This is a genomic window from Marinobacter sp. MA, from assembly GCF_048298425.1.
Taxonomy (GTDB): domain Bacteria; phylum Pseudomonadota; class Gammaproteobacteria; order Pseudomonadales; family Oleiphilaceae; genus Marinobacter; species Marinobacter salsuginis.
In genome coordinates, this window is record NZ_CP103058.1 from 2,924,508 (window position 1) to 2,940,397 (window position 15,890).

General features: G+C 56.7%; 12 protein-coding genes. 6 read left to right on the forward strand and 6 right to left on the reverse strand.

Going from position 1 to position 15,890, the window contains the following annotated elements:
• Positions 1 to 27: 27 nt before the first annotated feature.
• From yacG to NUW46_RS13535, 5 genes are all read left to right on the forward strand, one after another.
• Positions 28 to 216, forward strand: a complete 189-nt coding sequence (gene yacG / locus NUW46_RS13515; RefSeq protein WP_008170214.1) for a DNA gyrase inhibitor YacG — start codon at positions 28 to 30, stop codon at positions 214 to 216.
• 112 nt (positions 217 to 328) lie between these two features.
• Positions 329 to 886, forward strand: coding sequence for a YfaZ family outer membrane protein (locus NUW46_RS13520; RefSeq protein ID WP_418140358.1), 558 nt, complete (start codon positions 329 to 331; stop codon positions 884 to 886).
• A 156-nt stretch (positions 887 to 1,042) separates the two neighbouring features.
• Positions 1,043 to 3,214, forward strand: a complete 2,172-nt coding sequence (locus NUW46_RS13525; protein WP_418140359.1) for a hypothetical protein — start codon at positions 1,043 to 1,045, stop codon at positions 3,212 to 3,214.
• A gap of 89 nt (positions 3,215 to 3,303) precedes the next feature.
• Positions 3,304 to 4,239 carry a glucosaminidase domain-containing protein gene (locus tag NUW46_RS13530; protein WP_418140360.1) on the forward strand — a complete coding sequence of 312 codons (936 nt, stop codon included), beginning with the start codon at positions 3,304 to 3,306 and terminating at the stop codon, positions 4,237 to 4,239.
• Between the two features lie 12 nt (positions 4,240 to 4,251).
• Positions 4,252 to 5,166, forward strand: a complete 915-nt coding sequence (locus tag NUW46_RS13535) for an acyltransferase (RefSeq protein WP_222464943.1) — start codon at positions 4,252 to 4,254, stop codon at positions 5,164 to 5,166.
• Here the strand turns inward: NUW46_RS13535 and NUW46_RS13540 are convergent.
• From NUW46_RS13540 to zapE, 5 genes are all read right to left on the reverse strand, one after another.
• Positions 5,132 to 7,834 (reverse strand): LuxR C-terminal-related transcriptional regulator, encoded by a 2,703-nt coding sequence (locus NUW46_RS13540; RefSeq protein WP_418140361.1) that lies wholly within the window; start codon positions 7,832 to 7,834, stop codon positions 5,132 to 5,134. The two genes, NUW46_RS13535 and NUW46_RS13540, sit on opposite strands and share 35 nt — an antisense overlap.
• Positions 7,835 to 8,047: 213 nt before the next feature.
• Positions 8,048 to 9,409: a DUF1329 domain-containing protein gene (locus tag NUW46_RS13545; RefSeq protein ID WP_153633696.1), complete on the reverse strand. Its 1,362-nt coding sequence runs from the start codon at positions 9,407 to 9,409 to the stop codon at positions 8,048 to 8,050.
• Positions 9,410 to 9,443: 34 nt separating this feature from the next.
• A complete protein-coding gene (locus NUW46_RS13550; RefSeq protein ID WP_222464945.1) occupies positions 9,444 to 11,309 on the reverse strand; it encodes a DUF1302 domain-containing protein in 1,866 nt (621 codons plus the stop codon).
• Positions 11,310 to 11,748: 439 nt separating this feature from the next.
• Positions 11,749 to 12,933 (reverse strand): thiolase family protein, encoded by a 1,185-nt coding sequence (locus NUW46_RS13555; RefSeq protein ID WP_418140362.1) that lies wholly within the window; start codon positions 12,931 to 12,933, stop codon positions 11,749 to 11,751.
• An 83-nt stretch (positions 12,934 to 13,016) separates the two neighbouring features.
• Positions 13,017 to 14,114 (reverse strand): cell division protein ZapE, encoded by a 1,098-nt coding sequence (gene zapE / locus NUW46_RS13560; RefSeq protein WP_418142042.1) that lies wholly within the window; start codon positions 14,112 to 14,114, stop codon positions 13,017 to 13,019.
• Positions 14,115 to 14,344: 230 nt separating this feature from the next.
• On the opposite strand from zapE, the gene NUW46_RS13565 reads away from it, so the two are divergent.
• A complete protein-coding gene (locus NUW46_RS13565) occupies positions 14,345 to 14,785 on the forward strand; it encodes a YhcB family protein (protein ID WP_069183088.1) in 441 nt (146 codons plus the stop codon).
• Positions 14,786 to 15,014: 229 nt separating this feature from the next.
• Here the strand turns inward: NUW46_RS13565 and NUW46_RS13570 are convergent, their stop codons facing one another.
• Positions 15,015 to 15,758 (reverse strand): Nif3-like dinuclear metal center hexameric protein, encoded by a 744-nt coding sequence (locus NUW46_RS13570; RefSeq protein ID WP_418140363.1) that lies wholly within the window; start codon positions 15,756 to 15,758, stop codon positions 15,015 to 15,017.
• Positions 15,759 to 15,890 lie beyond the last annotated feature (132 nt).

Genomic DNA, 15,890 nt, shown 5'->3' on the forward strand with positions numbered 1-15,890 from the left:
ACACCTTTCCAAACCCCGAAGGCAACCATGAACGTTGAATGCCCAACCTGCAAAAAGTCCGTGGAATGGACCGAGACCAACCCCTGGCGCCCATTCTGTTCCGAGCGCTGCAAACTGATCGACCTGGGGGCCTGGGCCAACGAGGAATACCGGGTACCCGCAGAAAATGCATCACCGGAGGATCTGGACCAGGGCGGTGAGACCACCCGGCACTGATCTGCGAAAAACGAAAGTTAACGGGGACTTACTGGCATTTAAGTTGAGTGGCCTGGTACACCCCGTTAACATACCGGCAATTCTGCTAAAAACGTAACGAAGGTGCACACATATGAAAGCGTCCCGGATTTCTCTCTTGGTTCTCTCACTGGCGGCCGCGCCGGCATTTGCGGCGGATGCCGATCTCAGCCTTACCAACGATTCGGTGAAAGGCCAGGTTAGCTTCTTCAACACCAACAATGATGTCCAGCTTGGCGCCGGTTACACCTATCACGAAGGCGGCCGCGACATTTTCAATGCCGATTTCCACGCTCAGGGCCGCACCGCTATCGGTAACCTGCCCACCACCGCGGGTATCGGGATGCGTGGTATCTTCTGGGATCAGAGCCGTGCAGATGGCGGAGCGCTGGGGCTCGGCGGTTTCGCTACCGTGAATATCCCGAATGTTCCCGGCCTGTCATTTACCGGTGGTCTGCACTATGCGCCGAGCATCCTGTCCTTTGGCGATTCCGACGATCTGACCAGCCTGGAACTCCGTGGCAGCTATCGGGTTATCCGCAACGCCGAGCTCTTTGCCGGCTACCGTTATCTGAACACCGATATTGAGAACTCTTCACGAGACGTCAATCTCGATGAGGGCGTTATGGCGGGCATGAAGATTTTCTTCTGATTCCAGCCCCTCCGAAACGGGCCCGGCTTGTTGGGCCCGTTTTACGTTCTCTCCGCAACGCATCTGCGCCATAACCCTTTCGTGCTTTTCCTCACGCTTTCCCGATAATCTGACTGTTAGACTGTTTGCTTGTATTTTCTGCACGGATAGCCAGGCATGCGTTTCACACTCGGTTTACTACTCTCCTCAACTCTGTTGCTCACCACCGGCTGCGGAAGCGGCGAAGACGCCATTGAAGGCGCGGCCAGCCAACCCAACGATTTCGCTGGAAACAAGAATCCGGTTGATGATTTCAGCTCTGGTAGCACCGGCGATTCCAACAACGCAGGTGGGCTTGCCAGCAACGAAGTCCGGGTGACCATGGAGGTACCGGATGGAGTCACCAGCGAGGGCGAGCTTACCCGCCGAAACCTGAGAATCGTTCAGCCGGAAAGGGTGAGCGTTTACTACACCAATCAGGCCCTGTCTGTGCTGGATGAACCCTCGATTTCCACGCGCACCGACAGCGAAGGCTTCACCATTATCGAGTTTACCGATGGCCTGCCCCTGGGGCCGGATGTGATTATCGATGCCACTTACGGCAATACCCGCATGCGGGCCCTGGCCGCCGATGCCGACCGGGATGTGAAGGTGAATCCTTTCTCCGAGTATCTGATACGCAACACCCTCAGCAGCTACACGGCCGGTGAGTTCCAGACCATAATGGATTGCGTTGCCGATGCCGGTGGCGAGCTGTGCCTGAACAAATATGTGTGGTCCACCCTGGCCGATCAGGTGCACGACTTTGAAATTGATATTCCCTCGAATATAGGCCTGGGCGGCGCCCTGGATGTCCTCGAGAATCGGGGAGACTTTGCCCGGTACGTAAGCGCCATGGCCGATTACGCCGTGCTGGACGAAACTTCTTCGGGCAAGATCAGCGCAAGTTCGGCGGACTACAACGCGGTATTTCTGGGCATGGAACTGGGGCAAACGTTTCTGGAATCCTCCCTCAGCGGATCGGGGCAATGGGGTGTTCGTACGGCACAGGAAGAGGTGCTGACGGACAATAACGGCACCGGCTATGTCTACCCGGCCCTGACACTTACCAGCTTCGATGCCTTCAATATTCGCGTTACGTCCCTGGCTAACGATATCCCCTACGATCGGGAAACCCTGATTCATCAGGATGGCAACAATTTCTTTGTGCGCGGCTCCGAGAACTGGGAACGTAACACCCACTCCTCCTCTCCCGGGGCTGCCACCTTGCTGGAAGACACTCGGTTACTGGCTGGCCGGGCCCTTTACCAGAGTATTACCGGTCGTGGCAGCTCCAAAATCATTGGCTGGACCCGGAATCCCTACTACCTGGATGCCTTCACCAGCACTCCGGTGGATGAAACCACCGGGCCTGACCGGGTGATCAGCGGCTATTTCAGTGCCGGCAAGGCCATTGAACTGGAAGCTGAGGGCGATCAGTTGCAGCGGCTCACTACGCTGGAAGACCAGTATCTGTCTGTTCTCGAGATAAACCTGCTGCGACAGGAAGGCTTTGACGCTGGCACTCTGAACGGCCGGGACTACAACGTTGTCTACCTGGCAAATCGGTTCAGCGATGGGACGGCACCTTTGACCATCGAAGCCGGTATTGGTCAGTGGCAAATCAATGGCGGCACGGTCAGCCAATCCCAGAGCTATACAACGGTACAGCGCGGCAACTCGGGCACCGTCACCACGGACCCCACCGGCTCCCGAACAGACTCCTGGACCGTGAGTTCCCGCACTGCGCGGCTCAGCAATGGCGATGCGGATATTGGTCGATTGAACCTGGACATCACCACCGCCTCCGGAAATTTCGAACAACCAGATATTGGTGTAGGCGCCAGCACACCGGACGGCTCCCTGATGGCATTTAACCTGGACGACAGCCCACTGGGTGACGGACTCCTGGTGGCTAGCGAGCAAACCACCAACAGTGCACCGGCCACGGGCCAGTTCCGGCTTCAGGGCGTGGCCCTGGCCCTGACACCGGATACAAACCGGCTCCGGCATTTCGACAATGCCTTGCTGACCATCGACTCCTCCAGTGCCGCAACACTGTCACCGGTAGCAATTACCAGCACCCATTCTGTCGATAACGAGACAGTGACAAAACCGGCCCTTGAGAGCCTGCCGGACATCGCCCTGACCTACACCCAATCCGGCGGTGGGCAGGTGCAGTTCACCAGCGGAAGCCTCGTTCTCGATGGCTTTCACACAGCAAGCCAGGATCAGTTTTACCTGCGATTCCGAACCACCGAGGCCAGCGAGGAACAGATAGGCCTCCTGATTGCCACGAGATTGCCCTGAGCCCGGCAGCATCCGACAAAACCCAACAGGCAGACGCTTACGTATAACCTGTTATAATTGTTGCCATATCGACTTTTACGAGAGGTTTTATGTCTGCAGGTAAACGTGCGGCCATGTTGATGGTTCCCTTGATCGCGTTTGCGATCGGGGGCGGGTTCTATACGCCACAGGCGAGCGTTGACCGGGGCAATTCTGATAACTCGGGTTCCGAACCTGCCCTTTCCTCCCTGCCACCACTGCCGCACTGGGCCAACGACGACCTTCCGGATTTCTCTCAATACGTCGACACAACTGAGAAGAAAGCCGCGTTCTTTTCGTTTCTATATCCAAGGATTGTCCTGGCCAACTCCCGGATTCTGATTGAACGCGACTACCTCGACAGTCTTTCCGACAAGGAAACCCTGACCAGCAAGGAATACAACTGGCTGGCGCAGCAATCCGAGAGGCTGAGAGTGGACGCCGAGCCGGGCAGCGAGGAGCAATTTTCCCTGTTACGCAAGCGTCTGGATGTGATTCCACCGTCACTGATCCTGGCCCAGGCTGCCAACGAATCAGCGTGGGGCACCTCCCGCTTTGCGACCGAGGGCAACAATCTGTTCGGCCAGTGGTGTTTTTCCAAGGGCTGTGGCCTGGTGCCCCTCGGGCGTGCTGAGGGCGCCAGCCATGAAGTGGCGAAGTTCTCTTCACCGTACCGGTCGGTTCGCGCCTATATTCAGAACCTGAACCGCCACCCCACGTACCAGCTGTTGCGGGACGTTCGCCTCAAGGATCGCCGAAACGATACGCCTCTGTCCGGCCTGGAACTGGCTGAAGGCCTGCTCGGCTATTCCGAACGGGGCGAAGAGTATATAGAAGAGATCCGGGCAATGATTCATTACAACAACCTTGAGTTCTATGATGACAATTTCCGCAGCGTCGTCAGTAACCTCGACCCCGGCAGCCTGGAGCAACTGGCCTCGACGGACGCACCAAACGGGTTGTTGCCCCGCCAATCCTCACTGAACACGAACCCGGCTGAAGGCTAGAGACCCTACCCCATGCTCGATTTTCTCCCCGCGCCGCTGAAGGGGACTTTGGCGGCCCTGCTGATCCTGTGTAACACATTGGTGCTGTTTCCGGTTCTTCTGGTATTCGCCCTGCTGAAACTCGTGCTGCCGATCACGTCCGTTCGCAAGGGCTGCACGGTGGTACTCAACACCATCGCGTGGGTCTGGATCGGTTTCAACAATCTGCTGATGGATCTGTTACACAAGGTCGACTGGGATGTGCGGGGCGTTAAGGATCTGAGCCGGGAGCACTGGTATTTTGTAACCTGCAACCACCAGAGCTGGGCCGATATTCCTGCCATTCAGTACGTGCTCAACAGCCGGATCCCGCTGCTGAAGTTCTTTCTGAAGAAACAGCTGATCTGGGTGCCGTTGCTCGGCGTTGCCTGGTGGGCACTGGATTTCCCGTTTATGCACCGCCATACCAAGGAGCAGTTAGCAAAACGCCCGGAGCTGAAAGGCAAGGATGTGGCGGCCACCCAGGCCGCCTGCGAAAAGTTTCGCTACACACCGGTGACCATCTTCAACTTTATGGAAGGCACGCGGTTTACACCCGAGAAACATGATCGCCAGAATTCACCCTACAAGCACCTCTTGAAACCAAGAGCAGGCGGAACGGCTTTTGTACTGGGCGCTATGGGCGAAATGATCCACACCATGCTGGATGTCACCATCGTGTATCCGGACGGCCGCGCCGGCTTTTGGGATTATCTGTGTGGGCGGATCCGCAGGATCATTATTGATGTGCGGACGCGCGAAATACCCGGCGAGTTTCTGGGAATGGATTACGAAAACAACCGGGAAACCCGAGTCGCATTCCAGCGCTGGGTAAGTGAGATCTGGGCCGAGAAGGATGCGCGAATCGAGGCGCTTAAAGCAGCCCCAACTCCCGGGCCCGGACGATAGCCTGAGTCCGGGATTTCACTTCCAGTTTGGCATTGATCCGGCGGGCATGGGTTTTCACCGTGTGGAGGGAAATGTGCAGTTTGTCGGCAATTTCCTGGTTTGACAGCCCTTTGGCAATCAACTCAAGCACACCCTGTTCCCGCTCGCTGATCGGTTCCGCCAGAGCGTCAGCACCGGCTGAGCCGGCACGCAACTCGAAAAGCTCACCCAGCGCCTCTTTGAAAGCACTGTCCGGCAACTGACCAAAGCCCTTTGCCATCAACTCCTGAAGCTCATTCCGCAGCTCCCTGAACGGACTGATGAAGTGTTCTGCCTCCGCCTCGGTAACAACGTTGGACAGAATCTTAACGGCAACCACGGGCCCCTTTTCATCCAGCACAATCACCGCCTCCAGCAGACGCATGTGGATCTCCACGCCCCACGGAATCGCGCCCTGATAACGCTCACGGATTCCCTGGAGAGTCTCCCGGGCGCGGATCAGGTCACCACGGGCGAGATCAACCCGCACCTGCAGGCAGTCCAGAAGCCCTGGCATCATTGGGAACAGCTCAGGCACACAGCCAGCCTCCCGATATGGAGCCAACTTACGAACAGCCTGATCGGCACTGTCGATCTGGTTCTGGGCCAGCCAGCAATTTGCCTTCAGTGCTTCAAGCACCGGTACAAACAGCGATTCGTCGACTTGCCAGGAATGCATGGTTCTCTCGGCCCTGCCAATCCAGACAAAAGCGTCTTCAAGCCTGCCCTGGGCCCGGCACATGAGTACGCGGATCGTCATTGCCAGTAGCAGGCCCAGATCGCGGGTCTGTTCCGCGTGACGCCCGCAGGTAACCAGCAAACGGTCTGCTTCGGCTTCCCGCCCCTGATGCCAGAGCACCAGAACGAGGTTCAACTGCAGTCGGGTTTCGCCAATTCGGGCGGGGCGAGACAGTTCCTGCATGGCGGTATCAAGGCCAGTGCGCAGTAACTGCTCGGCGTGTTTCAGTGCGCCTTTGCCTAGTTCAATCCGGGCATGGGCATAAACCGCCAGGGCTTCAGAACCGGAATCGCCCGCTTCCCTGGCCAGTCTCGAGGCAGCGCGATTCGCCTCGCGTGCTTCCTGGAATCTACCTGCTGCACAAAGGGCACTGGAGCGGACCATCTGGGTAACCAGTTGGCCCTGGGTACTGAGTTCACCCTCTGCCAGGGCCCGATCCGCCATTTCCAGGGCCGGGCCAACACTTCCCTCTCCGCGCAGAATAAAGGCTTTTAGTGCGCAAATGCGCGGAGCCTGTTCTTTCAGGTCAGGCTCAGCCAGGCCCTCTATCAAGGCTCGCGCCTGACGGAACTGTCCACCAATCGCATGAACCCAGCTATAGACGATCCTGAGCCGCACGCTCCGTTCCAGCAGCTGTGCGGGTAGACTCTTGCGGAGGCGAAGCAGTGAAGCCGTATCCTGCCCCAGCAACAGGGCTTCTGACCCCTCGGAAGCAATGCGGATTACCTCGTCGGCATCGCCGGCCAACAGGGCGTACTTGAGCGCTTCCGGGAACTGGTCACGCACACCAAACCACCGACTGGCCTGGAGCATGCGCTCCGAATAGCCGGCCATCACCGGCGATTTCAACCATTCCTGCAGCAACGGATTGATGCGGTACCAGCGACCACGACCCGGCATGGACTTTAGCGGCAGCCCCCTCTCAACGGCCTGGGAAGGAACGAAACCCGCTTCAGGCAGGAGGGGCTCAAGCGCCAGGAACAGCTCATCGGAACACAGCTCAAGCTCGGCAATGCCGCGCATGGAGCGCATTTGGCCCGGTGTCAGAGTGCCAAGGACCGATTCTTTGAGAAACCGCTCAACACTGGGCGTTTCCTGAATCGGTTTCCTTTCAACATTCTGGAAAACTTCTCGACGATAAAGCGCTAATGGCGTTGCCCAACCCTCGGTCATGTCATAAAGGTTGTCGACAGCCACGCTGGTCAGCCCACTGTTTGATGTGGCCGGCCGGAAAAACTCAAATGTTTCTGAACGAGAGAATTCCAACGCTTCCGGCCCAATGCGGACAAAACGGTTTTCCAGCTCGAGGCTGTGTGTTTCAAACGGCAATGCCTTGCGCGAAATCAGCACGATGGAGGAGCCTGCCGGAAAATCGATAACCAATTGCTGAAGCAGGTCCACGACGGCGGGGTTGCTGAGATTCTGGAGGTTGTCCAGCACCAGCACTCTTGGCTGATCTGAACCCTTGCGGGCCAGCGCCACCTGCATCATTGACAGGATATCCGAGAAGGTCGCGCCACTCTGCAAGCCCTGCTCCGGCGTTTCGGGGAGATCGAGGGCGGTGGCGAGCAAGGTCAGAAAACGGGAGGGCGCATTGTCCTGAGAGTTAAGGGCAACCCATCGAACCTGTTCAGCAGTCATTTCTGCACTGCGAAGCGCATTCACCACGGCATGGGATTTTCCGTAGCCACAGGGCGCCTCTATAAACAGAACACTTCTGGGATTCAGCGCTTCTGAGATCTTGCCATCAAGCCTGGGCCGGGCCAGTGAATCAGACGGAATCGGCGGAAGCTGAACCCGCTGTCTGAGCAGGTCTCTGACCAGTTCACCTCGCTGTAGACCACTATTCGCCGACTGAAATTCATCGTTGGCTGCACAGCCATCATTGAATGGTTTCACGCACTGCCCCATTTAACTCCGGCCTGAACTGCCTCGCACCGCCGGAAAAGTGGATCTTGCACTGACTTTTGAGTGGCGACCGGCATCGGGTACGCCTTTAGTATGATAGAAAGGTTAAACCAATTGAGGGGTAGGCTGCAAAATTTTGACGTGAAAGGATTTTCTCAGGTGTAAAAAAAACGGCGGGCCATGGGCCCGCCGTTTTTCAGATCTTCAGATGATCCGTTACCGGGTACCTGCGCGGCGCAGTGCGGCCGGCGTGTAATCCCTGGAGCGACGCTCAACGCCAAACTCGTACGGATTCTCTTCTTCGTTGGTCAGGCCCAGTGCAAGGTAGCGGCCAGAGAGCAGGTCGTACAGAGTCTCGATGGCGTACCAGGGCACGTTCTGATCATAGAACTGCATGTTGTGGGCTTCGGCAACGCGCCAGAGCTCGCCACGACCGTCGTAATGATCAATAACGGATGCCTGCCAGGAGTCTTCGTCAATGTAGAAGTCACGCTGGGCGTAAATGTGACGGGCGCCATCCTTCAGGGTTGCCCTCACGTGCCACACGCGGTGCAGCTCGTAGCGGGTGTATTCCTGATTGATGTGGCCAGCCTTGATGATCTGGTCATACGTCAGACTCGGATCAACCAGCTTGTAGGAGTTGTACGGAATGTACATTTCCTTTTTGCCGATCAACTCCCAGTTGTAACGATCCGGAGCACCGTTGAACATGTCGAAGTTGTCAGACGTACGCATACCGTCAGCTGCGGTACCCGGTCCGTCATAGGCTACCTGGGGTGCACGACGAACACGGCGCTGACCGGCGTTGTATACCCAGGCACGGCGAGGCTCTGCAACCTGGTCAATGGTTTCGTGTACCAGCAGAACGTTACCCGCCAGACGCGCCGGCGCGGTGATGGCCTGCTTGAAGTAGAACAGTACGTTCGGATCCATGCCTGGCTCGTAGTCTGCCAGGTAGGTCCGCCAGGTCAGCTCGTCCTGGAATTTGACCACCGAGAAGTCACCACCTTCTGTCGGGGTTACCTGGCCAACGTTACGCTGAACAGAACCACCCCGGTAGCGGGTAATATGGTTCCAGATCGCTTCCAGACCGTTCTGGGGAATCGGGAACGGTGTGGCGGACTGATAGTTGCCCAGACCATTACCGTCTTTAATGAGCTCCACCTCTGTCGCGTTCTCGACAGTCTGCTCCATTACCTCCTGCGGGTAAGCAGCGGTACGATGGGTTTCGTACACCGGCATGAAGTAGTCGTCGTAACGCTCAATCATCGCGACCTGACCCGGGGACAGGTTGTCCTTGTACTGCTCGACATTGCTCTGATCGATGGTGAACTTCGGCTGCTCATTCGGGAACGGATTCACATAGATTCCGTCATTCTTGTAACCGGCCGGTGGAGTTGTAAGGCCTCCAGTCCAGGCGGGAATCGCACCGCCATTACCGGATTTTTCTGCACCCATCGGTGTCAGCGAGTTACCCAGCTTGGCCGCTTCTTCAGCAGAAACCGCACCCCAGGCCTGGCCAGCAAACATGCTTGCTGCCAGTACGCCTGTGGCCAGTAGTTTCTTGTTCAGTTTCATTTAAATTCCCTCGTTCAACGAATTCTTTCCGGGTTCAGAATGAGTATGAAACGCTAGCACTCACGAAATCGCGGTCAGTCAACTCGTTATACGGCTTGCCGCCGAAAAAGTTTGTGTAACCGATCTCACCGGTAATCGAGTTCTGATATACCGCTTCCAGAGAAAGGCCAATCGCTTTGCTGCCCTCATTGAAAGCACCACCCGGCTGCGGGCTGTAACCCTGCACATCATGGCTCCAGGCCAGCTGCGGCGACAGGTTTACACCAGCCAATGCGTTCGGGTAGCTCCAGACCAGACGCGTACGGTAACCCCACGAGAAGTCAGTTGTGAAGCCTTCGTTGTTACAGTAGTTGGTATTGATGTTCAAAGCCGCTCCGGTTGCGCCACTGCCATCACAGGCGCCGCCAGGCAACTGGCCAATACCGAAGGTGCCGGACCTGCCGTAACGGGCAGTATCGTAGTCCGGAAGGTCATGAACGTAAGTTGCACCAAACTCGGTAATGAGAGAGAGACGGCTTGCGCCCATCACCTGGTCGAAGAACTTGATCAGCGTAAACTGCGCCTGGGACACACCATACTCATCCCAACCTCTTACGGCTTCACCGTTGAGAGACGCACCACCGGCTTCTGCTTCGCGGATAACCTGCAACTGACTTGCTGGTTCGCCAGTTTCGGGGTTGATAACCTCGTTGCCACCGTACAGAAGCTCGAAGGCGTTCCACTGCAGCGGCATCTTGTCACGGTAGGAGTATTCTGCACCCAACGACCAGCCACCCGGGGTAGTGGTGTTGATGCTCACGCCGTACAGGTTGATATTTTCCGGGTACTCAATGAAGTACAGGGGCAGGTTCTGACCATTGGCCGGATCCCGCACGATACCGCTGACGTACGGCAGACGGCTGTTGTACTTGATGTAGTAGAAGCCCAGTTCCGAATCGTTCAACTGCGGCACATACCAGCGCAGAGCAACACCAAACTGGTCTTTGGAATCAGCCTCGCGATCGCCTACACGATCGGATACCAGACCCTGGGCAAGCGCCTGGGAGTCCGGCAACTGGCCAGCGAGAAGTACCGGGCCACAGCCATCAGGCGCGAAATCGTTGGTAGAGAAGAAGGTGCCGCAATCGTCGGGACGAATGGGTTCCCAATCTGCCTGAACAAAGGTTTCTACCGTCACATTCTCGGTAACACCTGCAGACATGTAGAACATTTCAACGGGCAACAGAGCGTCTTTCAGCTCGGAACCAGGTGCGCGGAACGCGGGGACGTCAACAGGGTTGATGACGTTAATACCACCCTGGATAAAGGTGCTTTCGCCCCAGCTCACTACCTGTTTGCCGTAGCGCAGGCTCACAGGAACGTTGCCAAAATACCAATCAGAGAAGACATAGGCATCGAGAATTTCACCGCCAGAGGCATTGTCCTTGGCTTCCGGGTTCAGCTCACGCTGTTGGCCAACGTAGTCTACCGCCCTACTCTCATCCTTCAGTTCAAAATCGTACCAGTAACGGCCACGCAAAAGGCCGCCCACTCGGGTGAGGTAAGGATTGTCGACGTAATAATTCAGGTAGAGTTCGCTGTTACCCTTGACGATCTTGGAGTAGGTATCTCCGCTCTCGAAGTTGAGGTTACCGTCATCGTAGTTGTTTGTGGACGCACCAATGTTTTCCAGTGCTCCGCCCGGCGTGTACTCAGGGCCAAGGTTACCCTGGGCGATCAGACGCTTGTCCCGATCCTCAACTCGCCAACCTGCACCCGCAGAAAGCGTGGTGTTGAACTGGGCTTCCACATCTCCCATGTAAAACGATAAAGCTGCTGCGTTGCCAGACATACCGGCTGCAACGGCCACGGCCAGCGGTAATTTGGTCCAACGCTGCCATTGATGTGTTTTTCTTGTCATTGGAAGGCTACTCCATTGTTGTTCTGAGTCGCTGCTCTGATTATTGGTGTTCACGATGTATTGGAGGCTTCATGCACAGTGCTCGTGATGTTGGCACTATAGCTAACGCCATCAGGCGCTTTGATCAGTCAAAAGTATGATTTTGCTCTCATCCCTCTGTTAACGCCGTTTGCCGCCGGGTTTCTTCGCACAGAATCACTATAGACAACAAATTTGGATGCAACCACTTTGGTTTTGGTGGTTTTTCTGGCTTTCTTGAAGTCTTCAAGTCGGGTGAAAGCACTGCCGCCGGGGTGGGGCTGGCGGGAAGGGGCATTGGCCTTTCTGAAACTGTCGGCAGCAGGGATGCTGCCGTCAAGCCTACATGGACGTATTTACGGCGTGTTTCAGAAAGGCCAATGCCCCTTGCCGGAAATCAAAAGCAGAGGGCTATAAGAAGTCACAGCATCTCGATAGCCATAGCGGTTGCTTCACCACCACCGATGCACAGGGCCGCAACGCCTTTCTTTTTGCCATAGCGTTGAAGGGCGTACATGAGGGTTACCAGCAGGCGGGAGCCGGTGGAACCGACGGGGTGCCCCTGAGCGCAGGCGCCGCCGTGGATGTTGACTTTCTCGGGGTCCAGGCCGAGTTCGCGGATGGGCATCATTGCGACCATGGCGAAGGCTTCGTTGATTTCGAAGAGGTCGACGTCGTCTTTGCTCCAGCCGGTTTTGCCGAACAGAGTTTCGATGGCGCCAACCGGGGCGCAGGTGAGCTCGGACGGGTGCTGGGATTGGGTGCTGTGGCCAACGATGCGGGCCAGTGGCTTGAGGCCTCGCTTTTCGGCTTCGGATTCACGCATCAGGAGCAGCGCCGAGGCGCCGTCGGAAATTGATGAGGCGTTGGCGGCTGTTACGGTGCCGTCTTTCGCGAAGGCCGGACGCAGGCTCGGGATTTTTTCGATATTGGCGTTGTGAGGCTGCTCATCATCCTCGACAACGACCTCGCCTTTGCGACTCTTGACGGTAACCGGGATGATCTCGGCTTTAAGCAGCCCGTCTTCGATGGCTTTCTTCGCCCGCGTGAGGGAGGTGATGGCGTACTCGTCCATTTCTTCACGGGTGTAGCCTTTCTTATCTGCCATTTCCTGGGCGAACGCCCCCATCAGGCGACCGGTTTCAGCGTCTTCCAGGCCATCCAGGAACATGTGATCCTGGGGTGCCTGTCCGGGCCCCATGCGGTAACCACTGCGGACGCCCTGCAAAACGTAAGGGGCGTTGGACATGCTCTCCATGCCACCGGCAACCATGATGTCGTTGCTGCCGGCTTTGATCAGGTCGTGGGCGAACATAGCGGCCTTCATGCCGGAACCGCAGAGTTTGTTGATGGTGGTGGCGCCGGTGTGGTCCGGAAGACCGGCCTTGCGCATGGCCTGGCGTGCCGGGCCCTGCTTGAGGCCGGCGGGCAGGACGTTGCCCATGATAACTTCCTGCACATCCGTAGGCTGAAGGCCAGCGCGCTTGACGGCCTCGGCGATGGTGATGGCACCCAGGTCGGTTGCGCTGACGCTGGCCAGGCTACCCTGGAATCCGCCCATGGGGGTGCGGACACCGCTGACGATGACGACGTTGTCTGTGCTCATTTCTGAATCTCTCTGTTGATTGTATGGTAGGTTTTTGTCGGACTACGCTTCGCTAATCCGACCTACTCAGGGCTGTTTTCTTTTTAAGGTTTATGCGGCGCTTCGAGGTATTCCCGGGACTGCATTTCCAGCAGGCGGGATTCGGTTCGCTCGAATTCAAAGCCAAGGCGGCCGCCAGCATAGAGTTCGGTGATCGGTGCAGCGGCAGAGATGATGACTTTGACGTTGCGGTCGTAGAACTCGTCAATCATGTTGATAAAGCGGCGAGCCTGATCATCCTTTTCTTTTCCCAGGATGGGCACATTGCTGACGATGATGGCGTGGAACTGCCGCGCCATTTCGATGTAATCATTCTGGCTTCGGGGGCCGTCGCACACATCTTTGAAATCAAACCAGACCACGTCGTCCGCGTGGGCCTGGGCCGGGATTTTTCGGCCGTTGATTTCCATGGTTTTGCTGTGTTTACCGGCTTCGACCGCCAGGGCATCGAAGCTCTTCCGAAGGCTGACGTCCGCTTCCTCGTCAAGGGGGGAGTGGAACAGCTCCGCCTGCTCGAGAGTCCTCAGTCGGTAATCAACTCCGCCATCCACGTTGACCACATCGGTGTATTTCTTGACCAGATCGATCGCGGGCAGGAATCTCGCGCGCTGAAGCCCGTCTTTGTAAAGGCCGTCTGGCACGATATTGGAGGTGCAAACCAGGGTAACTCCGCGGCTGAACAGCCCGTCCATCAGGGTGGCCAAGATCATGGCGTCACCAATGTCTGACACAAAAAACTCATCGAAGCAGATAACCCGGGTTTCATCGGCGAATTTTTTGGAGACCAGCTCCAGCGGGTTCTTTTCGCCTTTCAGAGATTTAAGTTCATTGTGTACCCGCTGCATGAAGCGGTGGAAATGAACCCGCATCTTGCGATCGAAGGGCAGCGACTCGTAGAAAGTATCCATCAGGTAGGTTTTGCCGCGGCCTACCCCGCCCCAGAAATACAGCCCCTTGACCGGCTCTTCCTTGCCTTTTTTGAGCTTGCGCAAAAGTTTGGCCTTGGGCTTGCTGCGATCCCTTTCGGCTTCCACCAGTTTGTCGTACAGTGATTGAAGGCGCTTGACGGCATCTTCCTGGGCCGAGTCCTTCTGGAAATCGGGGCGTTCAAGATCCTGCTGGTAGCGTTGCCAAGGGGTCATGTTCGCACTGGTTTCGGAGGACATCGCAGCTGTCATCAGGTATTCCCGGAAGTTGAACGTAAATTTGGGCGCCGTATTGTCTCGCATTTAGCGATTTTTCGCCACGTTGGCCACCTTTGCGGCAATACGACGATAGGCGCAGGCCGCAATCATGGGATGATGGAGCCTGGGGCGTTATACTCGACTGACAGGGGCTTGGCTCACTTCTAGGTAAAAGGACGACACAGCATATGACAAACCTGATTCTGGCAGCGATTGCCGCATTGGTTGTTGGCATTGTCATCGGGGTATTTGTTGGCCGTTCCGGGCAGGGAACGACGCTTCGGCAGCGCCGGGCGGAACAGCAGATTGAGGAACTGAGAAGCGAATATACCCGCTACCAGGCCCAGGTGAATGAACATTTCATGGAGTCGGCCCATTTGCTGCGCCGTTTCAACGATGCCTATCGCGATGTAAACCAGCACATGGCCCGGGGCGCCAATCGTCTTTGCAATGACGAGGACTGGATGGAAGAGTTGGCTCATGAGACTTCCAAGAAGCGCCTGGAGGAGGTTCGCGAGGACGCTTCCGAGCCACCACGGGATTATGCGCCGAAGACGGATCCGAAGGATTCCGGGACGCTTGCCGAGGACTTCGGGCTCAAGAAGGGTGATAAGGCTCAGCAGGCCTGAGTTCTCCTCTGTTCTGGCGAAAGCTTGGGAGAATTCAGCCTCGATAGGACTGTCGAGCTCGGGGAGGGAGCGGGGTAGTCATCCCTTTCCGAGAACCGCTACGAGCACATCCATGTGCGCTTGACGTCGGCCATCCTTGGCCGCCGACATTCTCGGAAAGGGATGACTACCCCACTCCATCAACTCTGTGCAATTCGCTTCAAGCCTTCGTCTGACCACCTATTCGCGATCAGACCGGGTTGTCACAATCAATGAATTTGTGGGTTACCCCAAACTCCTCCACTAGCGCTTTTCCGAGAGCCTGAACGCCGTAGCGTTCGGTCGCGTGGTGTCCGGCAGCATAATAATGAATGCCGCACTCTCTGGCCGTGTGTGTCGTCGGCTCGGAGATTTCACCGCTGATATAGGCATCGAGCCCCGCATCCAGGGCCACGTTGATAAATCCCTGTGCAGCACCGGTGCACCACCCTACCCGCTTGATAGTTGCCGGACCCTCGCCAACCCAGAGCGGCTCGCGGTGGAGCTGCCTTGCGATGTGAAGACCGAATTTCTCGGGAGACATCGCTTCTTCCAGTTCCCCCTCCCAGACCAAACCGCCGAGCGGGCGCGGGTTCTTGATGTTGAGGATATCCGCCAGCTGACGGTTATTGCCGTATTCGGGGTGGTCATCCAGCGGAAGGTGGTAGGCGACAAGATTGATGTCGTTGTCGAGAAGCTGCTTTAGACGTTCTCGTTTCATCCCCTGAATACGCTGATCTTCGCCTTTCCAGAAGTAACCGTGGTGGACAAGGATCATATCGGCGTTTGCTTCAATGGCGGCTTCGATTAGGGCTTTTGAGGCTGTTACCCCGGAGATGACGGTTTTAATTTCGGACTTGCCTTCAACCTGTAAGCCATTGGGACAGTAATCCTGGAAATCATCGGGCTGGAGCCATTCGTTGATTTTATTCAGAATCTCATTTCGACTGGCCATAAAAACTCCATTCAGGACTATTTCCGGAAGGTTCGACGAGGGAGGCAGATGCCCCTTTCCGGGAATGTCGCCGGCCATGGATGGCCGGGGTCAAGCGCACATGGATGTGCTCGTAGCGGTTCCCGGGAAGGG

What these genes read in the sequence shown, in the direction of transcription:
- yacG (WP_008170214.1), top strand. Translation starts at nt 28, where the DNA reads ATGAACGTTGAATGCCCAACCTGCAAAAAGTCCGTGGAATGGACCGAG.
- NUW46_RS13520 (WP_418140358.1), top strand. Translation starts at nt 329, where the DNA reads ATGAAAGCGTCCCGGATTTCTCTCTTGGTTCTCTCACTGGCGGCCGCG.
- NUW46_RS13525 (WP_418140359.1), top strand. Translation starts at nt 1,043, where the DNA reads ATGCGTTTCACACTCGGTTTACTACTCTCCTCAACTCTGTTGCTCACC.
- NUW46_RS13530 (WP_418140360.1), top strand. Translation starts at nt 3,304, where the DNA reads ATGTCTGCAGGTAAACGTGCGGCCATGTTGATGGTTCCCTTGATCGCG.
- NUW46_RS13535 (WP_222464943.1), top strand. Translation starts at nt 4,252, where the DNA reads ATGCTCGATTTTCTCCCCGCGCCGCTGAAGGGGACTTTGGCGGCCCTG.
- NUW46_RS13540 (WP_418140361.1), bottom strand. Translation starts at nt 7,834, where the DNA reads ATGGGGCAGTGCGTGAAACCATTCAATGATGGCTGTGCAGCCAACGAT.
- NUW46_RS13545 (WP_153633696.1), bottom strand. Translation starts at nt 9,409, where the DNA reads ATGAAACTGAACAAGAAACTACTGGCCACAGGCGTACTGGCAGCAAGC.
- NUW46_RS13550 (WP_222464945.1), bottom strand. Translation starts at nt 11,309, where the DNA reads ATGACAAGAAAAACACATCAATGGCAGCGTTGGACCAAATTACCGCTG.
- NUW46_RS13555 (WP_418140362.1), bottom strand. Translation starts at nt 12,933, where the DNA reads ATGAGCACAGACAACGTCGTCATCGTCAGCGGTGTCCGCACCCCCATG.
- zapE (WP_418142042.1), bottom strand. Translation starts at nt 14,114, where the DNA reads ATGACCCCTTGGCAACGCTACCAGCAGGATCTTGAACGCCCCGATTTC.
- NUW46_RS13565 (WP_069183088.1), top strand. Translation starts at nt 14,345, where the DNA reads ATGACAAACCTGATTCTGGCAGCGATTGCCGCATTGGTTGTTGGCATT.
- NUW46_RS13570 (WP_418140363.1), bottom strand. Translation starts at nt 15,758, where the DNA reads ATGGCCAGTCGAAATGAGATTCTGAATAAAATCAACGAATGGCTCCAG.